Source organism: Streptomyces poriticola, from assembly GCF_036689765.1.
In the GTDB taxonomy this organism is placed as follows: Bacteria; Actinomycetota; Actinomycetes; order Streptomycetales; family Streptomycetaceae; genus Streptomyces; species Streptomyces poriticola.
Map to the genome: position 1 here is coordinate 281,275 of NZ_JBAGKH010000003.1, position 18,626 is coordinate 299,900.

17 protein-coding genes are annotated in these 18,626 nt (G+C 72.9%); 6 read left to right on the forward strand and 11 right to left on the reverse strand.

What is annotated here, in order from left to right; genetic code table 11:
• Position 1 precedes the first annotated feature (1 nt).
• Both V5O46_RS06370 and V5O46_RS06375 read right to left on the reverse strand, forming a co-directional pair.
• Positions 2–2,617 (reverse strand): bifunctional FO biosynthesis protein CofGH, encoded by a 2,616-nt coding sequence (locus tag V5O46_RS06370; RefSeq protein ID WP_332883441.1) that lies wholly within the window; start codon positions 2,615–2,617, stop codon positions 2–4.
• Positions 2,618–2,708: 91 nt separating this feature from the next.
• Positions 2,709–2,915: a hypothetical protein gene (locus tag V5O46_RS06375; protein ID WP_332883442.1), complete on the reverse strand. Its 207-nt coding sequence runs from the start codon at positions 2,913–2,915 to the stop codon at positions 2,709–2,711.
• Between the two features lie 249 nt (positions 2,916–3,164).
• On the opposite strand from V5O46_RS06375, the gene V5O46_RS06380 reads away from it, so the two are divergent.
• Together V5O46_RS06380 and V5O46_RS06385 are read left to right on the forward strand one after the other, a co-directional pair.
• The gene (locus V5O46_RS06380) at positions 3,165–4,733 is read left to right on the forward strand and encodes a CehA/McbA family metallohydrolase (RefSeq protein WP_332883443.1); all 1,569 of its coding nucleotides are present in this window, start codon (positions 3,165–3,167) and stop codon (positions 4,731–4,733) included.
• Between the two features lie 284 nt (positions 4,734–5,017).
• Entirely contained in the window at positions 5,018–5,224 is a 207-nt protein-coding gene (locus V5O46_RS06385; protein WP_332883444.1) for a hypothetical protein, read from the forward strand.
• A 245-nt stretch (positions 5,225–5,469) separates the two neighbouring features.
• Here the strand turns inward: V5O46_RS06385 and V5O46_RS06390 are convergent, their stop codons facing one another.
• Positions 5,470–6,348, reverse strand: a complete 879-nt coding sequence (locus V5O46_RS06390) for a DUF4394 domain-containing protein (protein ID WP_332883445.1) — start codon at positions 6,346–6,348, stop codon at positions 5,470–5,472.
• 321 nt (positions 6,349–6,669) lie between these two features.
• Here V5O46_RS06390 and V5O46_RS06395 point away from each other — a divergent pair, with 321 nt between their 5' ends.
• Complete coding sequence (locus V5O46_RS06395; protein ID WP_332883446.1) at positions 6,670–7,746, forward strand: PucR family transcriptional regulator; 1,077 nt, start codon at positions 6,670–6,672, stop codon at positions 7,744–7,746.
• 55 nt (positions 7,747–7,801) lie between these two features.
• Here V5O46_RS06395 and V5O46_RS06400 read toward each other — a convergent pair whose 3' ends face one another.
• Positions 7,802–8,620: an endonuclease/exonuclease/phosphatase family protein gene (locus tag V5O46_RS06400; protein WP_332883689.1), complete on the reverse strand. Its 819-nt coding sequence runs from the start codon at positions 8,618–8,620 to the stop codon at positions 7,802–7,804.
• 108 nt (positions 8,621–8,728) lie between these two features.
• On the opposite strand from V5O46_RS06400, the gene V5O46_RS06405 reads away from it, so the two are divergent.
• Positions 8,729–9,133: a nitroreductase family deazaflavin-dependent oxidoreductase gene (locus V5O46_RS06405; protein WP_332883690.1), complete on the forward strand. Its 405-nt coding sequence runs from the start codon at positions 8,729–8,731 to the stop codon at positions 9,131–9,133.
• Between the two features lie 110 nt (positions 9,134–9,243).
• On the opposite strand, the gene V5O46_RS06410 is transcribed toward V5O46_RS06405, so the two are convergent.
• The gene (locus tag V5O46_RS06410; protein ID WP_332883447.1) at positions 9,244–9,651 is read right to left on the reverse strand and encodes a winged helix-turn-helix transcriptional regulator; all 408 of its coding nucleotides are present in this window, start codon (positions 9,649–9,651) and stop codon (positions 9,244–9,246) included.
• Positions 9,652–9,779: 128 nt separating this feature from the next.
• On the opposite strand from V5O46_RS06410, the gene V5O46_RS06415 reads away from it, so the two are divergent.
• On the forward strand, positions 9,780–10,670 hold the full coding sequence (locus tag V5O46_RS06415) for an NADP-dependent oxidoreductase (protein ID WP_332883448.1): 891 nt from the start codon (positions 9,780–9,782) through the stop codon (positions 10,668–10,670).
• A gap of 39 nt (positions 10,671–10,709) precedes the next feature.
• Entirely contained in the window at positions 10,710–10,937 is a 228-nt protein-coding gene (locus tag V5O46_RS06420) for a hypothetical protein (protein WP_332883449.1), read from the forward strand.
• On the opposite strand, the gene V5O46_RS06425 is transcribed toward V5O46_RS06420, so the two are convergent.
• The 6 genes from V5O46_RS06425 to V5O46_RS06450 all read right to left on the reverse strand — a co-directional run bounded on the left by V5O46_RS06425 (position 10,898) and on the right by V5O46_RS06450 (position 18,426).
• On the reverse strand, positions 10,898–12,388 hold the full coding sequence (locus V5O46_RS06425; protein ID WP_332883450.1) for an aldehyde dehydrogenase family protein: 1,491 nt from the start codon (positions 12,386–12,388) through the stop codon (positions 10,898–10,900). The genes V5O46_RS06420 and V5O46_RS06425 overlap by 40 nt on opposite strands.
• Positions 12,385–14,115 (reverse strand): N-acyl-D-amino-acid deacylase family protein, encoded by a 1,731-nt coding sequence (locus V5O46_RS06430; protein ID WP_332883451.1) that lies wholly within the window; start codon positions 14,113–14,115, stop codon positions 12,385–12,387. The genes V5O46_RS06425 and V5O46_RS06430 overlap by 4 nt, the downstream gene beginning before the upstream one ends.
• A 12-nt stretch (positions 14,116–14,127) precedes the next feature.
• Positions 14,128–15,246, reverse strand: coding sequence for an LLM class flavin-dependent oxidoreductase (locus V5O46_RS06435; protein WP_332883452.1), 1,119 nt, complete (start codon positions 15,244–15,246; stop codon positions 14,128–14,130).
• A gap of 138 nt (positions 15,247–15,384) precedes the next feature.
• Positions 15,385–16,140, reverse strand: a complete 756-nt coding sequence (locus V5O46_RS06440; protein ID WP_332883453.1) for an SDR family NAD(P)-dependent oxidoreductase — start codon at positions 16,138–16,140, stop codon at positions 15,385–15,387.
• Positions 16,141–16,156: 16 nt separating this feature from the next.
• Positions 16,157–17,059 carry an LLM class F420-dependent oxidoreductase gene (locus V5O46_RS06445; protein WP_332883691.1) on the reverse strand — a complete coding sequence of 301 codons (903 nt, stop codon included), beginning with the start codon at positions 17,057–17,059 and terminating at the stop codon, positions 16,157–16,159.
• A 122-nt stretch (positions 17,060–17,181) separates the two neighbouring features.
• Positions 17,182–18,426: an amidohydrolase family protein gene (locus tag V5O46_RS06450; RefSeq protein WP_332883454.1), complete on the reverse strand. Its 1,245-nt coding sequence runs from the start codon at positions 18,424–18,426 to the stop codon at positions 17,182–17,184.
• Positions 18,427–18,626: the final 200 nt, after the last annotated feature.

The window sequence follows — 18,626 nt, forward strand, 5'->3', positions numbered from 1 at the left end:
CTCAGTCCAGCACCGGCAGCAGCTCCGGCAGATGACCGTCCGAGGCCCGGGCCGCCTGCTGCCGTTCCTCCGGCACCTCGCCGTAGAGCGTGGTGCGCGGCCTGGCCGGGCGCCCGGCCGCTTCCGCCACCGCGACCAGGTCGCGGACCGATTTGTACGAACCGTAGGAGGAGCCCGCCATGCGGGAGATCGTCTCCTCCATGAGGGTGCCGCCCAGGTCGTTCGCACCCGAGCGGAGCATTTCCGCCGCCCCCTCCGTGCCCAGTTTCACCCAGCTCGTCTGGATGTTGGGGATGTGCGGATGGAGGAGGAGGCGGGCCATCGCGGTGACCGCGCGGTTGTCGCGCACCGACGGGCCGGGGCGGGCGATTCCGGCCAGGTAGACGGGGGCGTTGGTGTGGATGAAGGGGAGCGTGACGAACTCGGTGAAGCCGCCCGTGCGCTGCTGGATGCCGGCGAGGGTGCGGAGGTGGCCCAGCCAGTGACGGGGCTGGTCCACATGGCCGTACATCATCGTGGACGAGGAGCGGATGCCGAGCTCGTGAGCGGTCGTGATCACCTCGATCCAGGTGGCCGCGGGCAGCTTGCCCTTGGTCAGGATCCAGCGGACCTCGTCGTCGAGGATCTCCGCCGCCGTGCCCGGGATCGAGTCCAGGCCGGCCTCCTTGGCCGCGGTCAGCCACTCGCGGACGGACATGCCGGTGCGGGTGGCGCCGTTGACCACCTCCATCGGCGAGAAGGCGTGCACGTGCATGCCGGGGACGCGGGCCTTGACCGCGCGGGCGATGTCGAAGTAGGCGGTGCCGGGCAGGTCCGGGTGGATGCCGCCCTGCATGCACACCTCCACCGCGCCGACGTCCCAGGCCTGCTGGGCACGGTCGGCGACCTGGTCGAGGGAGAGCGTGTACGCGTCGGCGTCGGTGCGGCGCTGGGCGAAGGCGCAGAAGCGGCATCCGGTGTAGCAGACGTTGGTGAAGTTGATGTTCCGGGTGACGATGTACGTCACCTCGTCGCCGACCGCCGACCTGCGGACGTCGTCCGCCACCCGGCACAGGGCGTCCAGGGCCGGACCGTCGGCGTGCAGGAGGGCGAGGGCCTCGTCGTCGGTGAGCCGCGTGGGGTCGTCGGCGGCGGTCGCCAGTGCCGCCCGCACGTCGGTGTCGATGCGCTCGGGTGCCATGCCGGGGGCGGCGGCCTCGCGCAGGGCGTCCCAGTCGCCGTACACCTCGTCGAAGTCGTCGCGGCGGTCGCCGGTGCGGCCGTCGGTGTCGATGGTGCGGTGCAGGTCGGTGCGGCCGGTGGCGGAGAACGCCTCATCCGGTTCCTGCCAGGGGTGGCCCTCGACCGTCGCGTCCTCGCGGGCCAGGCCGGTGTCCGGGTCGGCCAGCGCGGTCACGTGCGGGCGCAGCCGGGGGTCCAGCCACGGTTCGCCGCGCTGTACGAACTCCGGGTAGACGCAGAGGCGTTCGCGCAGCTCGAAACCTGAGGCCGCGGACTTCTGCGCCAGTTCCTCGATCTGCGGCCAGGGGCGCTCGGGGTTGACGTGGTCGATGGTGAGCGGGGAGACGCCGCCCCAGTCGTCGATGCCTGCGCCGATGAGCCGCTCGTACTCGGCGTCGACCAGGTTCGGAGGGGCCTGCAGGCAGCCGGAGGGGCCCATGATGTGCCGGGCGACGGCGACGGTGGCGACCAGGTCGTCCAGGTCCGCGTCGGGCATGCCGCGCATCGCCGTGTCCGGCTTGGCGCGGAAGTTCTGGATGATCAGTTCCTGGATGCCGTGGTAGGAGCGGGCGACGCGGCGCAGCGCGAACAGGGACTCGGCGCGCTCCTCGTAGGTCTCGCCGATGCCGATGAGCAGGCCGGAGGTGAAGGGGACGGAGGAGCGCCCGGCGTCCTCCAGGACGCGCAGCCGGACGGCGGGCTCCTTGTCCGGGGAGCCGTGGTGCGGGCCGCCGGGCTCGGACCACAGGCGGGTCGCGGTCGTCTCCAGCATCATGCCCATGGAGGGCGCGACCGGCTTCAGCCGCTGGAAGTCCGTCCAGCTCATGACGCCCGGGTTGAGGTGGGGCAGCAGGCCCGTCTCCTCCAGGATGCGGATCGAGACGGCGCGGACATAGGCGATCGTGTCGTCGTAACCGTGCGCGTCGAGCCACTCGCGTGCTTCCGGCCAGCGGTCCTCGGGCTTGTCGCCGAGGGTGATGAGGGCTTCCTTGCAGCCGAGGGCGGCACCGCGGCGGGCGATGTCCAGGACCTCGTCCGGGGACATGAACATCCCGTGCCCGGCCCGGCGCAGCTTGCCGGGCACGGTGACGAAGGTGCAGTAGTGGCACTTGTCCCGGCACAGCCGGGTCAGCGGGACGAAGACGCTCTTCGAGTACGTGATGACCCCGGGGCGGCCCGCCGCCTCCAGACCCGCGTCGCGCACCCGGGCGGCGGAGGCGGTGAGATCGTCGAGGTGCTCGCCGCGGGCCTGGAGCAGCACCGCCGCCTCGGCGACGTCCAGGGCGACGCCGTCCCGGGCGCGTCTGAGGGCGCGACGCAGCGAGTTCTCGGTGGGACGGCCGGTGGGTCCGGTGGGTCCGGTGGAGCCGGTTCCGGAGGTCGCGGAAGTCGTCATCCCTCGAGCATACGAGCGGGCTGATCAGACCCGTTCCGGAACCGCTCCGCCGCCCGGCTCCGGCCGTCACCGGGGAAGCCGCGGCCACGCCTCAATGGAGGGCCGGCCAGCCGATCCCCACGGCGCAGACCAGCCCGGCGACGGCCAGATCCGCCGGTCTGTGGCGGCGCAGGGCACACCCCAGCAGCAGGGCGGTGAGCAGCACGGCGAGCGTGCCGACGGCCCCGTGCAGCGGACCCCGACTGAAGCCGTACTCGCCCAGATGGCTGGTGATCCACATGAACCAGGCAAAGCGCATGATTCCCCCATGTTTTGCCGGAGAGTGAGCCGTGCCCTGCGGTCCGGCGCTGGTCGGACGCCGAACGGATGCCTGCCCAACCCCGTTGCCGTTTCCGGGAGTTTACGGTGCGGTACCAGGGTTGCAGGCACCACCCGCACCGCCCTGTGCCATGCCGGGCCAAGCGGCATCACGCGGCACCACCCGCGCGAGTCACAGCCGTGCCACTCACAGCCGTGCCACTCACCACGACCCCCGGGGAGCAGCAGCATGTGCGAGGACCACCACGTCGCGGACGCGGACGCATCCGGTGTCGGCAGACGCGCCCTGTTCGTGACGGGGGCCGCCGCCGCGCTTACGTTGGGAGGCGTGAGCTTCGCGGCGGCCGAGGGCCGGGAGAGGGAGACGCAGACCCTGCGCGGCACCCTGCCGCCGGGGGCGCCGGACTTCGTGTACGTGCCCGTCGAGGTGCCCCGCGGGGTGCGGGAGATCCGGGTCGCCTACCGCTACGACCGGCCGTCCGTGCCGGCCGGGACGCAGGGCAACGCCCTCGACGTCGGCCTCTTCGACGAGCGCGGCACCGAGCTGGGCGGCCGGGGGTTCCGGGGGTGGTCGGGCGGGGCCCGCTCCGAGTTCTTCGTCCGGGCGGACGACGCGACGCCGGGGTACGTCCCGGGGCCGGTGCGCCCCGGCACCTGGTACGTCGCGCTCGGTCCGTACACCGTCGCCCCGCAGGGGCTGCCGTACGAGATCACCGTCACGCTCACCTACGGCGAGCCGGGCGGGGCCGTACGGCCGGTGTATCCGCCGGAGCGGGCCAGGGGGCGCGGCCGGGCCTGGTACCGGGGCGACTGCCATCTGCACTCCTGGTACTCCGACGGCCGCCGCACCCCGGCCGAGATCGGCGCGCTGGCCCGCGCCGCCGGGCTGGACTTCATCAACTCCGCCGAGCACAACACGCACGCCGCGCACGCCCACTGGGCGGACGTCGCCGGGGACGACCTGCTGGTGCTGCTGGGCGAGGAGGTCACCACCCGCAACGGTCACGTCGTCGCGCTCGGCACGGACCCTGGCACCTTCGTCGACTGGCGCTACCGGGCGCGCGAGAACCGTTTCGGCCGGTTCGCCCGGCAGATCCGCCGGGCCGGAGGTCTGGTCGTGCCCGCCCATCCGCACGCCACCTGCATCGGCTGCAACTGGAAGTTCGGCTTCGGCGAGGCGGACGCGGTGGAGGTGTGGAACGGTCCGTACACCCCCGACGACGAGATGGCGCTGGCCGACTGGGACAGCATGCTCGTGGCGTCCGTACGGGGCGGACCGGGGCTTCACGACGGCCCTGACGGCCGGGACGGCCGTCCCGGCGGCTGGATCCCGGCGATGGGCAGCAGCGACGCCCACCGCGACCCGGACGTCGTCGGCGGCCCGCAGACCGTCGTCCTCGCCGACGACCTCACCCGGGAGGCGATCCTGGCCGGCCTCCGCGCCGGATGGTCCTACGTCGCCGAGTCCGCCGAGCTGTCACTGGCGTTCACCGCCTCCGGCGGGCGGGGCGAGCACGCCGGGATCGGGGAGCGGCTGCGGGTGGGCGGCGACGATCCGGTCACCGTCCGCCTGGAGGTGACCGGCGCGCCGCGCTGCGGGGTCCGCTTCGTCACCGACCAAGGGGTGCTGTTCACCAGCGAGCCACTGCCGGCGTCCGGCGCGGACGTCGTGGAGTGGCGGACCACCGCCTCCTACGCGGCCTACGTCCGCGCGGAGGTGCGGCACGAGGCGGCGGCCGGTCCCCTGCCGGGCCCGCTCGCGGCGTTCACCAACCCGGTATTCCTGGGGCGGCGGTAGCGACGGCCCGCCCGGGGCTGCCATCCCGGCGTCCTCGCGGACTGCGCCCAGCGTCTCCCCGGTGACTCCGGGAGCCGAGCGGGAGCCGGGAAGTTCCTCGGGCGTGACTCCCTCCACCTGCAGAAACCCTTTGCGTCGCGACGGAAGCTTTCCCTCGACTGCAAATCGACTCACGCCCGAACACTTCAGATGCAGGGAACATTCTCCAGCATCAGCGAGCAAAAGGGATCTTGATACCGTGGAGCGGAAATTCCCACTTCCTTTATGCGGAAGGAGAGTTCAACATGTCGAAATGGGGCGAGTGGTACCCTCGTGGAGGGATGGGAGACTTCGGGCGGCACCGTCCGGAGACCCCGGCAGAAGCAGCCGCCAGGAAGGCGGCGCAGGAGAAGCGGAAGGACGAGGAGCACACCGCGTATCTCGCCTCCGATCCGGGCAACACCGGGGAAGCCTGTGACTACCTGGGCATGTCTCCCGGAGAGGACGTCTGACCGGACCGAGGGGGAGCGGCCGTCGGCCGACACGATGACGGGCGTGCTCCATCTTCGAGAGGATCGAGCCCCCGACACCTGATCCCGGTCCTGCGTGAGGGTCCGTCAGTCTGCGGCGGACCCTCACACCTGCTTTCGGACCGGAGACTTCCGTGGACGTGCGGGTCGGCGCCGAGGGCGACCGCGGGAGGTCACGTCCGTCAGGATCCCTGCTCGGTCGTGCTCTGCCCGCCTGCGCCCGAAGCTCAGGCCCCGGTGAGGGAGACGGCCAGGTCCGTGATGTTCAGCGGGAACTGGCCGATGGACGTGGCCTGGCCGGTGAGGACGTCGATGCCGTACAGCGAGGGGGTGCCGGCGCCGTGCGGGGCGAGGGAGGCGAAGGCGGTGTTGCGGACCGTCTTCCCGCCGGACAGCGTGCTGTGGATGTCCAGGCCGGCGTTGCTCCCCGCGTCGATTCCGAGGTTGCCGGTCGCGGCGAGCGTGCCGTTGTTCGCCGGGGACTGGAGGACGACCTGGTCACTGGTCGTGTTGATGTCGACCAGCGTGGTCGCGGTCGCCGCGTCGAGGTCGTTGTTCGTGTAGGCGGCGGCCGGGACACCCTTGGTGGTGCCCTCGGCCGGCGGGGTGTTGAGGTTCAGGTCCTGGACGGTGCTGTGGTCGTTGAGGTTGTGCCGCAGGTTCTGCCCCTTGTCGCTGATCACGCGCAGGCGGTCGGCGGCCGGGTTGAAGTCGACGCCGAAGTTCGCGCCGAACAGGGCGTACTGGAGCTGGGACACCTTGGCGACCACGACGTCCGTGGTGGCCGGCGGGGTCTTGATCGTGTAGATGCCGCCCTTGTTGCCGACGCCGTACATCAGGCCGTCCTGCACGCGGAAGTCGATCCCGATCAGGCCCGTGTCGCCGCTGAGGCCGGTGACGACCCTGACCCAGTCGAGAACCTGCGGCCGGTCGGTCGTGAACGTGGCCATCAGGGTGCCGTCGCCACTGATCCCGAACGCGCGCAGGCTCTGCGGGGCGGGGTCGGGGGCGGCCGAACCGCTGCCCGGCATCCCGAGCATGAGCACCGCCGATGTGATCAGGACCGCGGCCGACACCGTGATTCTCTTTCTCGCGCCTGCTTTCATCGGATTTCCCCTCCCGTTAATCGGGCGAGCGCCATCGAGGCGCCTGGCCTGGAATTCCCCCCGGTCCTGTCCGCGCCGATCACCGCGGTCATGCCGCGGTCGCGCCGGAGTGGTTCCGGGGGCGTCCCTCCCATGGGCTTGCTGCGGTTCCCATTAAGGCCGCTCCACGCCCCCCGCACAAGCACAGGGATTGCCGAGCACGCCCGGATCCGAGGATTTTGCGCAAGGTGACAAAAGACTCGTCCGACACAGCGCCTCCGTTTTGTGCGCAGTGATGAACGGCGTCCGGATCTCGCCTGTCGAGCGTTCACCATGAATGACATGCTCGCACCCGTGGGCAGCCTCTTCGTCGAGCCGGCCCGGCAGGCGACGGCCAACGCCCGCCGCGAGGTCGGGACGTACACACGTGAGATCCCCGGGTTCGGGTTCCCGGACAGGGAACACACCGCACTCATGCTGCGTGAGATCAACGAGGCGACCGAGGCCGAACGCGGAAGAGGTATCGACGATCTCATGCGCATGATGACCTGGTTCACGCCGCAGGGCGAACGCGGCGTCGACGCCTACCGTCAGGGATTCGTGCGCGCACTGCGCCGCCGAATTCCGTATACCGAGCAGGTAGCCCTGCTGACCCGGTCGCTGCTGAGCGGAGACCCGTTTTCGGCGGAACTCGCCGCGGCCGTCGGCATGGAACTGCCGGACCGCTGCGCGGTGACGGTGTTCCGGCTTCCGGACCGGCCCACTGTCGACAGTTTTCTGGAGAACGAGATCGGGAGGCTGGTGAAGAGCCACCGGGTGCCCGTCATGTGGGGACCGGAGGACGGCGGCGAGAGCGGTGAGCTGATCGCTCTGATCCCCTTGTTCCCCGGAGCCGCAGCGGTGGAGGCTGCGCCGCCGCAGATCTCCGGCCTCCCGGCCGACCTGGCTCCCGACCATCTGCCGGATGTCGTACGGGACTTCGCCCGCGCCCTCGGCCGTCCCTGCGCCGTCGGCACGGCCGCCGCATCCCGGCCGGAGCTGCCCGACGCTCTGGACCGCGCCCGCCGGATCAGCCGGGCGGCCCCGGTCCACCGGGATTCGGCCAGGCTGCGTCCGCACACGCTGGCGGACCTGTTCGTCGAACTGTCCGTCGCGGACGTGCCGTTCGTCGACGACTGGCTCCGCACGCTGGCACTTCGCCTGGAGAGCGGCCCCGACCTCCTCGTAACCCTCGACGCGTACTACCGCCACGACATGCACCGCGGTGCCACGGCGAGCGCGCTCAACGTCCACGCCCGCACCCTGGACTACCGCCTGCGACGGGTCCGTGAGCTCACGGGTATCGCCCCTGGATCCACCCGGGGGGTGCGCACCTTCAGTGCCGTCGTCGCCCGGCGTGTGTCGGGAGCGTGGCGCTGAACCCGTGCGGCGCGCCCGGCCGGACTCCGGGGCCGGGTGACGGCGCCGGCCCGGCTCACTCCCCGGCCAGGTCGGCGACCACCGCCGCGTGGTCCGAGGGCCACACCCCGTCGACCGGACCCACGCCCGCCCGCCGTACCGCGCGGACGCTGCCCAGGGCGGCGGGGCCGGGCGGGCCGACGTGGATGTAGTCGATCCGGACGGCCGGGTCGCCGCGCGGGGCGACGTACGGGTTGGCCGGGTCCCAGGTGGCGGCCGGGGCCGTCGGGTCGGCGTACTCCCAGGCGTCGAGCAGCACCAGGCCGGGGACGGCGGGCGCGGTGCGGTAGCCACCGAGCAGGCGGATCTCGTCGGAGTCGGGCCAGGCGTTGAAGTCGCCGGTGACGACGGCCGGGAAGTCGGTGCCGAGCCGGCGGGCGGCGACGAACCCGGCGAGCGCGGCGACCTGCTCGCGGCGCACCGCGGAGGCGTGCGACGGCGAGGTCAGATGGGTGGTGAAGAACGGCACCCGGTGGCCGGGGGCGTCCAGCCGGGCGTAGAGGGCGAGCCGCCCGTCGTCCAGCTCGGCGGGGGCGGGCAGCCGCAGCACGGCCTGCTCCAGGACCGGCCAGCGGCTGAGCACGGCGTTGCCGACGCCGACGGTGTCGTCGCCGATCCGGCGCTGCCAGCGCTCGGGGGCGGGCGAGGGGCCCCAGGCGCAGTGCAGGTCCAGTTCGCCGGCCAGCCACTCGGCGAGGTTCTCGCCGTCCGCGTCCCACACCTCCTGCAGGCCCACGACGTCGGGCTCCAGGTCGCGCAGCACGGCGAGGATCGCCTTGCGCCGCTCCTGCCAGGGACCGAACCGCCACCAGAGGTTCCAGGTCACCACCCGCACGTCCGCACCACCGCCCGCCCCTCGTTCCGCCCGCTCGCCCTCGTCCGGCCCTACCGTGAGGGTTTCCGGGGAAGATACGTGCATACGAGTCGGGAGTGTTAACAGGTGATGTCGAGACCGGCCTCCACCGCCGAGACCAAGTACCGGGCCGTCACCGCCTTCCAGCGCCGGGTCGGCAACCCAGTGCTGCGACGGCTGCCGTTCCAGACCCTGCTGGAGACCACCGGCCGCAGCTCGGGACTGCCCCGGCGCACACCCGTGGGAGGGCGCCGGGTCGGGGACTCCTTCTGGCTGGTGTCGGAGTTCGGCGAGCGGTCGCAGTACATCCGCAACATCAAGGCGGACCCGCGGGTCCGGGTGCGGATCCGGGGCCGCTGGCACCGGGGGACGGCCCGTCTGCTGCCGGACGACGACCCGGTGGCCCGGCTGCGGCTGCTGCCGCGGCTCAACAGCACGGCGGTGCGGGCGATGGGGGCGGGGCTGCTGACGGTGCGGGTGGACCTGGAGGACTGACGGGGCCCCGGCAGGGCCCCGGGAGCCGTGGCTCAGCAGCCCGGCCAGACGCAGTCGACCGGGCCGTGGCCGTGGTCACCGTCGCCGGCCCGGAACTGAACGGACGCCGGTCACGCGTCCGCGCTGTCGCTGTCGTACCGCTCGCGCGCCCTGTGCACCTCGTCGAAGTGGGCCTCCGCCCAGTCCTTCACCGCGGTGAGCAGCAGACTCAGGCTGTGGCCGAGGGGGGTGAGTTCGTAGTCGACGCGGACCGGGACGGACGGGGTGACGGTGCGGGCGAGGATTCCGTCCCGTTCCAGTGAACGCAGGGTCTGGGTCAGCATCTTGGGGCTGACCCCGGCGATCTTCCGGCCGAGGTCGCTGTAGCGCATGGGTCCGGATGCGAGGGCGCTGACGACCAGGCTGACCCACTTGTCGCTGATGCGGTCGAGCAGCTGGTTGGTGGGGCAGCCGCGCAGGAACGCGTCGTACTCGGCACGGGCCTGTTCGCGGCGCTGGGCCGCGGTCATCGTCGCCATGGCTCACCTCAGGGGGACATACGCACTCTCAGGTAACTACTTACCTGTGGATAGTAGCTCTCCCTAGGGTTGCAGTCGAGATCGCGGAGCCACCGCGGTGAACAACGACAGGCAGGGGAGTTCTCGTCATGCGTGCAGCAGTGGTGACGTCGTTCGGTGGACCCGAGGCCGTGCGGATCGTGGACGCGGAAGTGCCGCAGCCGGGGGCGCGAGAGGTGCGGATCAAGGTCGCGGCGGCCTCGCTGAACCCGGTGGACGCGGCGGTGCGCGACGGCGTCTTCGGCGGTGCGGGTACGTCGCTGGGGCTGGGCTGGGATGTCGCGGGGGCCGTCGATGCGGCGGGCGCGGAGGCCGGGTGGAGCGCAGGTGAGGAGGTGGTCGCGCTCGACGCCGGCATGATCAAGCCGCTCGGCACGCACGCCGAGTACGTCGTCGTGCCCGCGGAGGCGGTGGCGCGTGCCCCGCGGACGGCCGACGCGGTGCATGCGGCGACCCTTCCCCTGAACGCCCTGACCGCGGCCCAGGCGCTGGACCTGCTGGAGCCGACGCGGGGGAGCTCCCTGCTCATCACCGGCGCGGCGGGCGCGGTGGGTGGTTACGCCGTCCAGCTCGCCGCCCGGCGCGGGGTGACCGTGACCGCCCTTGCCCGCGAGGACGACGCGGCGTTCGTACGGTCGCTCGGGGCCGCCCACTTCACCGGCGGTGAGGTCGGGGCCGCGAGCTTCGACGCCGTCCTGGACACGGCGGTCCTCGGTGCGCGGGCGCTGGGCTGGGTACGGGACGGGGGTGCCTACGCCGGAGTCATCCCGGGAGCTGCCCCGGCGGCGGAGCGCGGGGTGCGGGTGGACGCCGTGGAGGTGGCGGCCGACGGGGCACGGCTGGCGGAGCTGGTCCGGCTGGTCGAGGAGGGCGTGCTGACCCTGCGGGTCGCCGAGAGGTACGCCCTGGAGGATGCGGCGAAGGCGCACGCACGTCTCGCCGAGGGGGGCGTGCGGGGGCGGCTGGTGCTGGTGCCGTAGGCCTCACGACGAGGTCGACCAGCCGGCCTTCCCCTCGAAGTGCAGAGACCTTGGTCGCAGGGGGAGGCCGAGCCCGGGTTCCGGGTCGGCAACCCGGTGCTGCGGCTGCTGCCCCGGCTCGGCGGCACGGCAGTACGGGCGGTGCGGGCCATGGGGGCGGGGCTGCTGACGGTGCGGGGGGACCCGGAGGACTGCCGGGGCCCCGGCAGGGCCCCGGGAGCCGTGGTTCAGCCGCCCGGCCAGACGATCGCCTGCACCTCGCTGTAGGCGTGCAGGGCGTACGAGCCGACGTCCCGGCCGACACCGCTGCGCTTGAACCCGCCGAACGGCGCCTCCATGTTGCGGCCGACGGTGTTCACCCCGACCCCGCCCGCCCGCAGCCGGCGGGCCACGCGGAAGGCGCGGGCCGCGTCCGCCGACCAGACGTAGTCGATCAGGCCGTAGTCGGTGTCGTTGGCGAGGGCGATCCCCTCCTCCTCTTCGTCGAAGGGGACGGCGACCACCACCGGCCCGAAGATCTCCTCCCTGGCCACCCGCATGTCGTTGGCGCAGTCGGCCAGCAGGGTCGGGGCGACGTAGAAACCCCGGTCCAGCGGCGGGCGTTCGCCGCCGATGACGACCGTGGCGCCCTCCTTGCGGCCGGTCTCCACATACGCCTCGACGCGGTCCCGGTGCGCCGCGGAGATCACCGGCCCGACCACCGTGCCGGGCCGGGCCGGGTCGCCCACCGGCAACCGGCGTGCCTGGTCGGCCAATTGCCCGACCAGCCGCTCGTACACCCCGCGCTGCACCAGTACCCGCGTCGGGGCGGTGCAGATCTGCCCGCTGTAGAAGGAGTACGTCGTCGCGATCCCGGCCACCGCCGCGTCCAGGTCGGCGTCGTCGAAGACCAGTGCCGCGCCCTTGCCGCCCAGCTCCAGCAGCTGCCGCTTCAGGTCCCGCCCGCACACCTCGCCGATGCGCCTGCCGACGGCGGTGGAGCCGGTGAAGCTGACCATGTCGACGTCGGGGGAGGCCACGACCGCCTCGCCCGCCCCGGCCCGTGCCCCGCCGACCACGTTCACCACGCCCGGCGGCACCCCGGCCGCCTGCAGCGCCTCGGCCATCCGGTAGACCGACAGCGGGTCCTGCGGCGCCGGTTTCACCACCACCGTGTTGCCCATCGCCAGCGCCGGGGCGACCTTTCCGGCCGCGTTGGCCCAGGGGTTGTTGTACGAGGTGATGCAGGCGACCACGCCGACCGGCCGGCGTCCGGCGAGCGCGCCCAGCACCGCCGGCGGGCCCATCGGACCGGCCTCGTCGACCTGGGGAGGGATCGCCCACTCGTGGCTCTCCACGCGCGCGTACCGCCGGAACCGGGCCGCCGCCACCCCGACCTGCATCGCCCGTGCCGTCGCCGTGGTCGCACCCGTCTCCGCGCGGGCCAGTTCGGCGTGGGCCGCCAGCTGCTCCCGGATGATCCGGGCGGCCCGGCCCAGCACCGCCGCCCGCTCCTCGGGGGGTGTGCGCATCCACGGTCCCAGGGCCTCGCGGGCCGCCGCGCAGGCGGCGTGCACCTGGTCCGGCGAGGCCTCGGGCGCCCGGCCCACCGGCTCCTCGGTCGCGGGGTCGATCACGTCGTAGTGGCCGCCGTCCGGTTCCTCCCAGGCGCCGCCGATGAACAGCGGCTGCCCGGAGACCCCGGGGCGCCCGGCCGCCGCCGGCCGTCCGGCGGTCACCGGGTACCGACCGTCTCGGTGTCGCGGCCCGAGCGCAGCACCCGCCCCGGCACCGCGCCGGTCACCGCGTCGTCCCGGACGGCCGCGGCGCCGTTGACCCACACGGCCCGTATCCCGACCGCCTCGGAGTGCAGCCGGGGGCTGTCGCCCGGCAGGTCGTGCACCAGGGTGGCGGTGCCGGCGTCGATGCGCTCCGGGTCGAACAGCACCAGGTCGGCGTGCCAGCCCTCCCGGATCCGTCCGCGCCCGCGCAGCCCGAAGAGCCGCGCCGGGTCGTCGGTGAGCATCCGCACCGCCTGCTCGAGGCCCACCAGCCGCCGGCCGCGCAGGCAGTCCCCGAGGAACCGGGTGGTGTACGGGGCTCCGCACATGCGGTCCAGGTGGGCGCCCGCGTCGGAGCCGCCGAGCAGCACGTCCTCGTGCCGCCAGGTCTCGGCGCGCAGCGCCCAGGACGCCGGGTCGTTGTCGGGCGGCATCGGCCACAGGACGGTGCGCAGCTCGTCGGCGGCGCAGATCTCCACCAGCGTCGCGAACGGGTCCCGGCCGCGCTCGGCGGCGATGTCGCGCACCACCCGCCCGCTCAGCCCGGCGTTGGCGGCGCTGTAGGTGTCGCCGACGACGTACCGCCCGAAGTCCGCCAGGCGCCGGAAGACGCCGGCCTCCGGGGAGTCCGCCCGGCGCAGCAGCTCCGCGCGGACCGCCGGGTCGCGCAGCCGGCCGATCCGCTCGGGCACGGGCAGGCCGAGAGTCTGGCCCCAGCCGGGGATGAGGTTCAGGGCGCAGAAGGTGCCCAGGGACATGTTCATCGGGGTGAGGATCGGCATGGTGAGGGCGACGACCCGGCCACCCGCCTTGCGGGCCCGCTCGCCGGCCAGCAGCTGCCGGGGGACGCGGTCCGGCACGGCGGCGTCGACGGTGAGGACGTTCCAGTTCAGCGGGCGTCCGGCGGCGGCGCTCAGCTCGGTGAGCAGCTCGATCTCGGCGTCGCTGAACCGGTCCAGGCAGCCCGCCACGATCGCCTCGATCTGGGTGCCCTCGTGCTCGCCGACCGCGCGGGCCAGCGCCAGCAGCTCGGCGGGCCGGGCGTGCCGGGAGGCGACGGGCCGTCCGTCGCCGTCGGAGTGGGTGCCGGACTGGGTGGTGGAGAAGCCCCAGGCGCCGGCGTCCATGGCGTCGTGCAGCAGCCGCACGATCCGCGCGCGCTGCTCCTCGGTGGGCTGTCCGCCGACCGCGTCCGGCCCCATCACGTACCGCCGCAGCGCGCAGTGCCCCACCATGAAACCGGCGTTGACCGCGATCCGGCCCTCCAGGGCGTCCAGGTACTCCCCGAAGCCGTGCCAGGTCCAGGGCGCCCCTTCCTCCAGGGCGACCAGCGACATGCCCTCGACCTTGGCCATCATGCGCCGTGTGTAGTCGGCGTCCCCGGGCCGGTCGGGGTTGAGCGGGGCGAGGGTGAAGCCGCAGTTCCCGGCGGCGACGGTGGTCACGCCGTGGTTCAGGGAGGGGGTGGCGTACGGGTCCCAGAACAGCTGGGCGTCGTAGTGGGTGTGCGGGTCGACGAAGCCGGGGGTGAGGACGAGGCCATGGGCGTCCTCGGTGGTGCGGGCGGGCTCGGTGACGCGGCCGACGCTCGCTATGCGGCCGTCGCGCAGTCCCACGTCGGCGGTGGTTGCGGGCGCGCCGGTGCCGTCGACGACGGTCGCGCCCCGGATGAGGTGATCGAGCATGGCGGCACCCCCTCAGGCGGCCTGGCGGAACCGGGTGGTCCGGTGGACGGGATCCGTGTCGATCTTCGGGATGACGTGCTCCCCGACCAGCCGGATGGTCTGCAGCGTCTCCTCCCTCGACATCCCGACCGGCAGTCCGAAGCTCAGCTGGTCGGCGCCGGCCTGCTCCCACCGCTTGCACTGGCGCAGCACCTCGTCCGGGTCGCCGCAGATCAGCAGCTCCTCCTCGATCATCATCTCGATGAACTCCTCGGTGTACTCGGGGAGCGTCTCGGGCCAGACCGGGAAGCCCTCGGGCCGCGGGAAGGTGTCGTGGTACCGGAAGACCAGCGACGACAGGTAGTGGAGACCGCCGTTCGCGGCGATCCGCACCGCCTCCGCGTGCGTGGGTGCGCACACCGCGGTGGTGGTGACCATGACGTTGTCGTTGACGAAGTCCCCGACCGGCTCGGCGTCCACGACGGCGGTCTTGTACTGCTCGAGCACCCACTCCATGTCGGACACCTTCTGCACGCTGAAGCCCAGCACGCCCAGCCCCTTGCGGGCGGCCATGGCGTACGAGGGCGGTGACCCGGCGGCGTACCACATCGCGGGGTGCGAGCTCCCGTACGGCTTCGGCAGCACCTTCCTGGGCGGCAGCGACCAGTGCTTGCCCTGGAAGCCCCGGTACTCGTCCTGCAGCCACATCTTCGGGAACTCCGCGACGGTCTCCTCCCAGATCTCCTTGGTGTGGTTCATGTCGGTGACGCCCGGGAGGAACCCGAGGATCTCGTGGGAGCCCGCCCCGCGACCGCTGCCGAACTCGAAGCGGCCCTCGGAGAGGTGGTCCAGCATCGCGACCTTCTCGGCCACCTTCACCGGGTGGTTGACCTGGGCGAGCGGGTTGAAGATGCCGGAGCCGAGATGGATGCGGTCCGTGGCGTGTGCGAGGTAGCCGAGGAACACGTCGCTGGCGGAGAGGTGCGAGTACTCCTCCAGGAAGTGGTGCTCGGACGCCCAGGCGTACTTGAAGCCGGAGCGGTCCGCCTGGATGACGTACTCGGTCTCCTCCATCAGCGCCCTGTGCTCGGCGAGCGGGTCGGTCCCGGCGCGCCTGCCGACGTATCCCTGTACGAAGAGGCCGAATTCCACGGAGTCACCGTCCCTGTCTTCCCGGCTTTCTGACGCTTCGTCAGATTCACTCGTCGGCCGACTGTGGCACCGGCGGCCCGGACCGTCAAGAGCCGCTTCAGGGCAGGGCGTTCCCACCGGAAGCGCCGCGACGGCCGCTCAGCCGACGGACACCCCGGCCAGCCATCCACCGTCGATCACGAACGGCTGCCCGGTGATGTACGAGGAGTCGTCCGAGGTCAGGAAGAGGGCGAGCCGCGCGACCTCCTCGGCCCTGCCCATCCGCCCCAGCGGCACCAGCCTGCGGTAGAGCCGCTCCAGTTCCTCCGGCGCCGCCGCCCCGCCCGGATCCGCCATGGCGGTGTCCACGGCGCCGGGGCAGACGGCGTTGACCCGGATCCTCCGGGGCGCCAGCTCCAGGGCGGCGACCCGGGTGAGCCCGAGGATGGCGTGCTTGGCGGCGGCGTAGGCGCCCACGGCGGCCATCCCGGTCAGCGCGGTGCAGGAGGCGGTGTTGACGATCGTGCCGCCGTCCGCCAGGGCCGGCGCCACCGTCTTCAGGCCGAGGAAGCAGCCGACCTGGTTGACCTCGACGACCTCCATGAACTCGGCGAGGGGCGTGTCGACGAGATGGTGGAAGCGCAGGATCCCGGCGTTGTTGACCAGCCCGTCGAGCCGCCCGTACGTCTCCCGCGCCTCCTCGACGACGTGCTGCCACTCCGCCTCGCGGCGCACGTCGAGGTGGAGGTAGCGCACCCGGGCCCCGAGCTCCTTGGCCAGGGCCTCGCCCCGGTCGTCGAGGACGTCGGTGAGGACGACGTCGGCGCCCTCCGCGGCGAACAGGCGGGCCTCCTGCTCCCCCTGCCCGCGCGCGGCGCCGGTGACCATGACGACGCGTCCGTCCAGCTTGCCCATGGGACCTCCTCGGGCCTCAGAGAATGGGGGCGATCTCCGCGCCGAAGGCGGCGATCTGGTCGGTGAGTTCGCCGGCGTCGCGACTGCGGAAGCGGACCTGGATCTGGTCGACGCCCATCGCCCGGTAGGCGCGCAGCGACTCGGCGATGCGCTGCGGGTCACCGCTGAGGGTGCGGCGGCCGACGTCCCAGGCGGGCCGGCCGAGGTACAGCGGCTCGGTGATGGCGCCGACGGTGAACGGCCCGTCGCGGCCGGCCTCGGCGCGCAGGTCCCGCAGGGTGGCGATCTGGGCGGGCAGCCGGTCGCGCGGGTCTCCCTGGGGCAGCCAGCCGTCGCCCTTGAGCGCGGCGCGGCGCACGGCGGCGGGGGACGAGCCGCCGACCCAGAGCGGCACCCGCTGCTGGGCGGGGCGGGGCCGCTGGCCCAGGTCCCGGAAGCCGTACCGCTTGCCGTGGTGCTCCGGGAACTCGTCGCCGCCGAGCGCGGCCCCCAGGGCGTCCAGGCACTCGTCGAGCAGGGCGCCGCGCCGCCGGAAGTCGGCCCCGAGCGCCTCGAACTCCTCCCGTACGTGCCCGGCGCCGACGCCCAGGACCAGCCGCCCGCCGCTGAGCCGGTCGAGGGTGGCGTACTGCTTGGCGGTCAGCAGCGGATGCCGCAGCCCCACGACGGCGACGTGACTGAGCAGCCGGACGCGCTCGGTGACGGCCGCGAGATGGGCGAGGGTGGCGACCGGGTCGTACCAGACGGTGCCCATGGCGGCGGCGAGCCGGCGCGGGATCGCGACGTGGTCGCAGCAGGCGACGTAGGCGAAACCGGCCCGGTCGGCGGCGCGGGCGGTCGCCACCAGCTCGTCGGGCCCGGCCCCGGCCTCCCAGGGCTCGGCGTAGAGGGTGGACTGCGACTGGACGGGGAGCTGGATGCCGTAGGCGAGCCGTACGGGGGCGCGCGGAGATCCGGCCGGTGCACGCGGAGATCCGGCCGGTGCACGCGGTGGCTCTGCCGGTGTGCCCGGGGTCTCCGACGGGGCGCCCGCCGGGCCGCTCACCGCGCCGCCCCGCCCCACAGGCCGTCCGGGGCGAGCCCCAGCAGCTCGATGGCGTTGCCGCGCACGATCCTCTCGGTCACGTCCGGGTCCAGGTGCCCCATCTGCGCCTCGCCGACCTGGCGGGAGGCGGGCCAGGTGGAGTCGGAGTGCGGGTAGTCGGTCTCGTACAGGACGTTGCCGACCCCGATGGAGTCCAGGTTGCGCAGCCCGAAGGCGTCGTCGAAGAAGCAGCCGTGGACATGGTCGGCGAACAGCTCCGACGGCGGCCGGTGCACCTTGTCGGCGACCCCGCCCCAGCCGCGGTTCTCCTCCCAGACGACGTCCGCGCGCTCCAGGATGTACGGAATCCAGCCGATCTGCCCCTCGGCGTACATGATCCGGAGATCGGGAAACCGCTCGAACTTGCCGCTCATCAGCCAGTCGACCATCGAGAAGCAGCAGTTGGCGAAGGTGATGGTGGAGCCCACGGCGGGCGGCGCGTCGGCGGAGGTGCTGGGCATCCGGCTGCTGGAGCCGATGTGCATGGCGATCACGGTGCCGGTCTCGTCACAGGCGGCGAGAAAGGGGTCCCACGCGTCGGTGTGCACGGACGGCAGGCCGAGATGCGGGGGTATCTCGGAGAAGGCGACGGCACGGACGCCGCGGGCGGCGTTCCGGCGGACCTCCGCGGCGGCCAGCCCGGCGTCCCAGAGCGGGACGAGGGTGAGCGGCACGAGCCGCCCGTGGGCCCGGGCCCCGCACCACTCCTCCACCATCCAGTCGTTGTAGGCGCGGACGCAGAGGAGGGCGAGTTCGCGGTCGGCGGCCTCGGTGAAGGTCTGCCCGCAGAAGCGGGGGAAGGTGGGGAAACAGACGGCGGACTGGACATGGTTGAGATCCATGTCGGCGAGCCGGGCGGGAACGTCGTACGAACCGGGTCGCATCTGCTCGTACGTGATCACTTCGAGCTTGATCTCGTCCCTCCCGTACCCGACGGCGGTGTCGAGCCGGGTGAGCGGCCGGTGCAGGTCCTCGTAGACCCACCAGTCCCCGACGGGCCCGTCGTCACCCCGCGCGCCCATGACGGGCCTGAACCGCCCGCCGAGGAAGGACATCTCCTTCAGCGGCGCGCGGACGATACGCGGACCGGAGTCCCGGTACTTCTTCGGGAGCCGGTCCTGCCAGACGTCCGGGGGTTCGACGGTGTGGTCGTCGACGGAGATGATCAGGGGGAACGGGCGATCGGTGCGCGCGGTGTTCATGGGGGCACGGTAGCGCTGATCTGACGAACCGTCAGCTGCGTGGCCGGGGGATCAGACCCTCGACCGGTTCTGTGACCGGGTATGCGGCCGGGGCCGTGATCCGGCCGGTGATCGGACCTGTGATCGGCGTCTCGCACGGCTGACGCGGTCGGCATGGGCAAGGCAGACTGACAGGGTTGCTCAGGATGTCTAGGGGGACG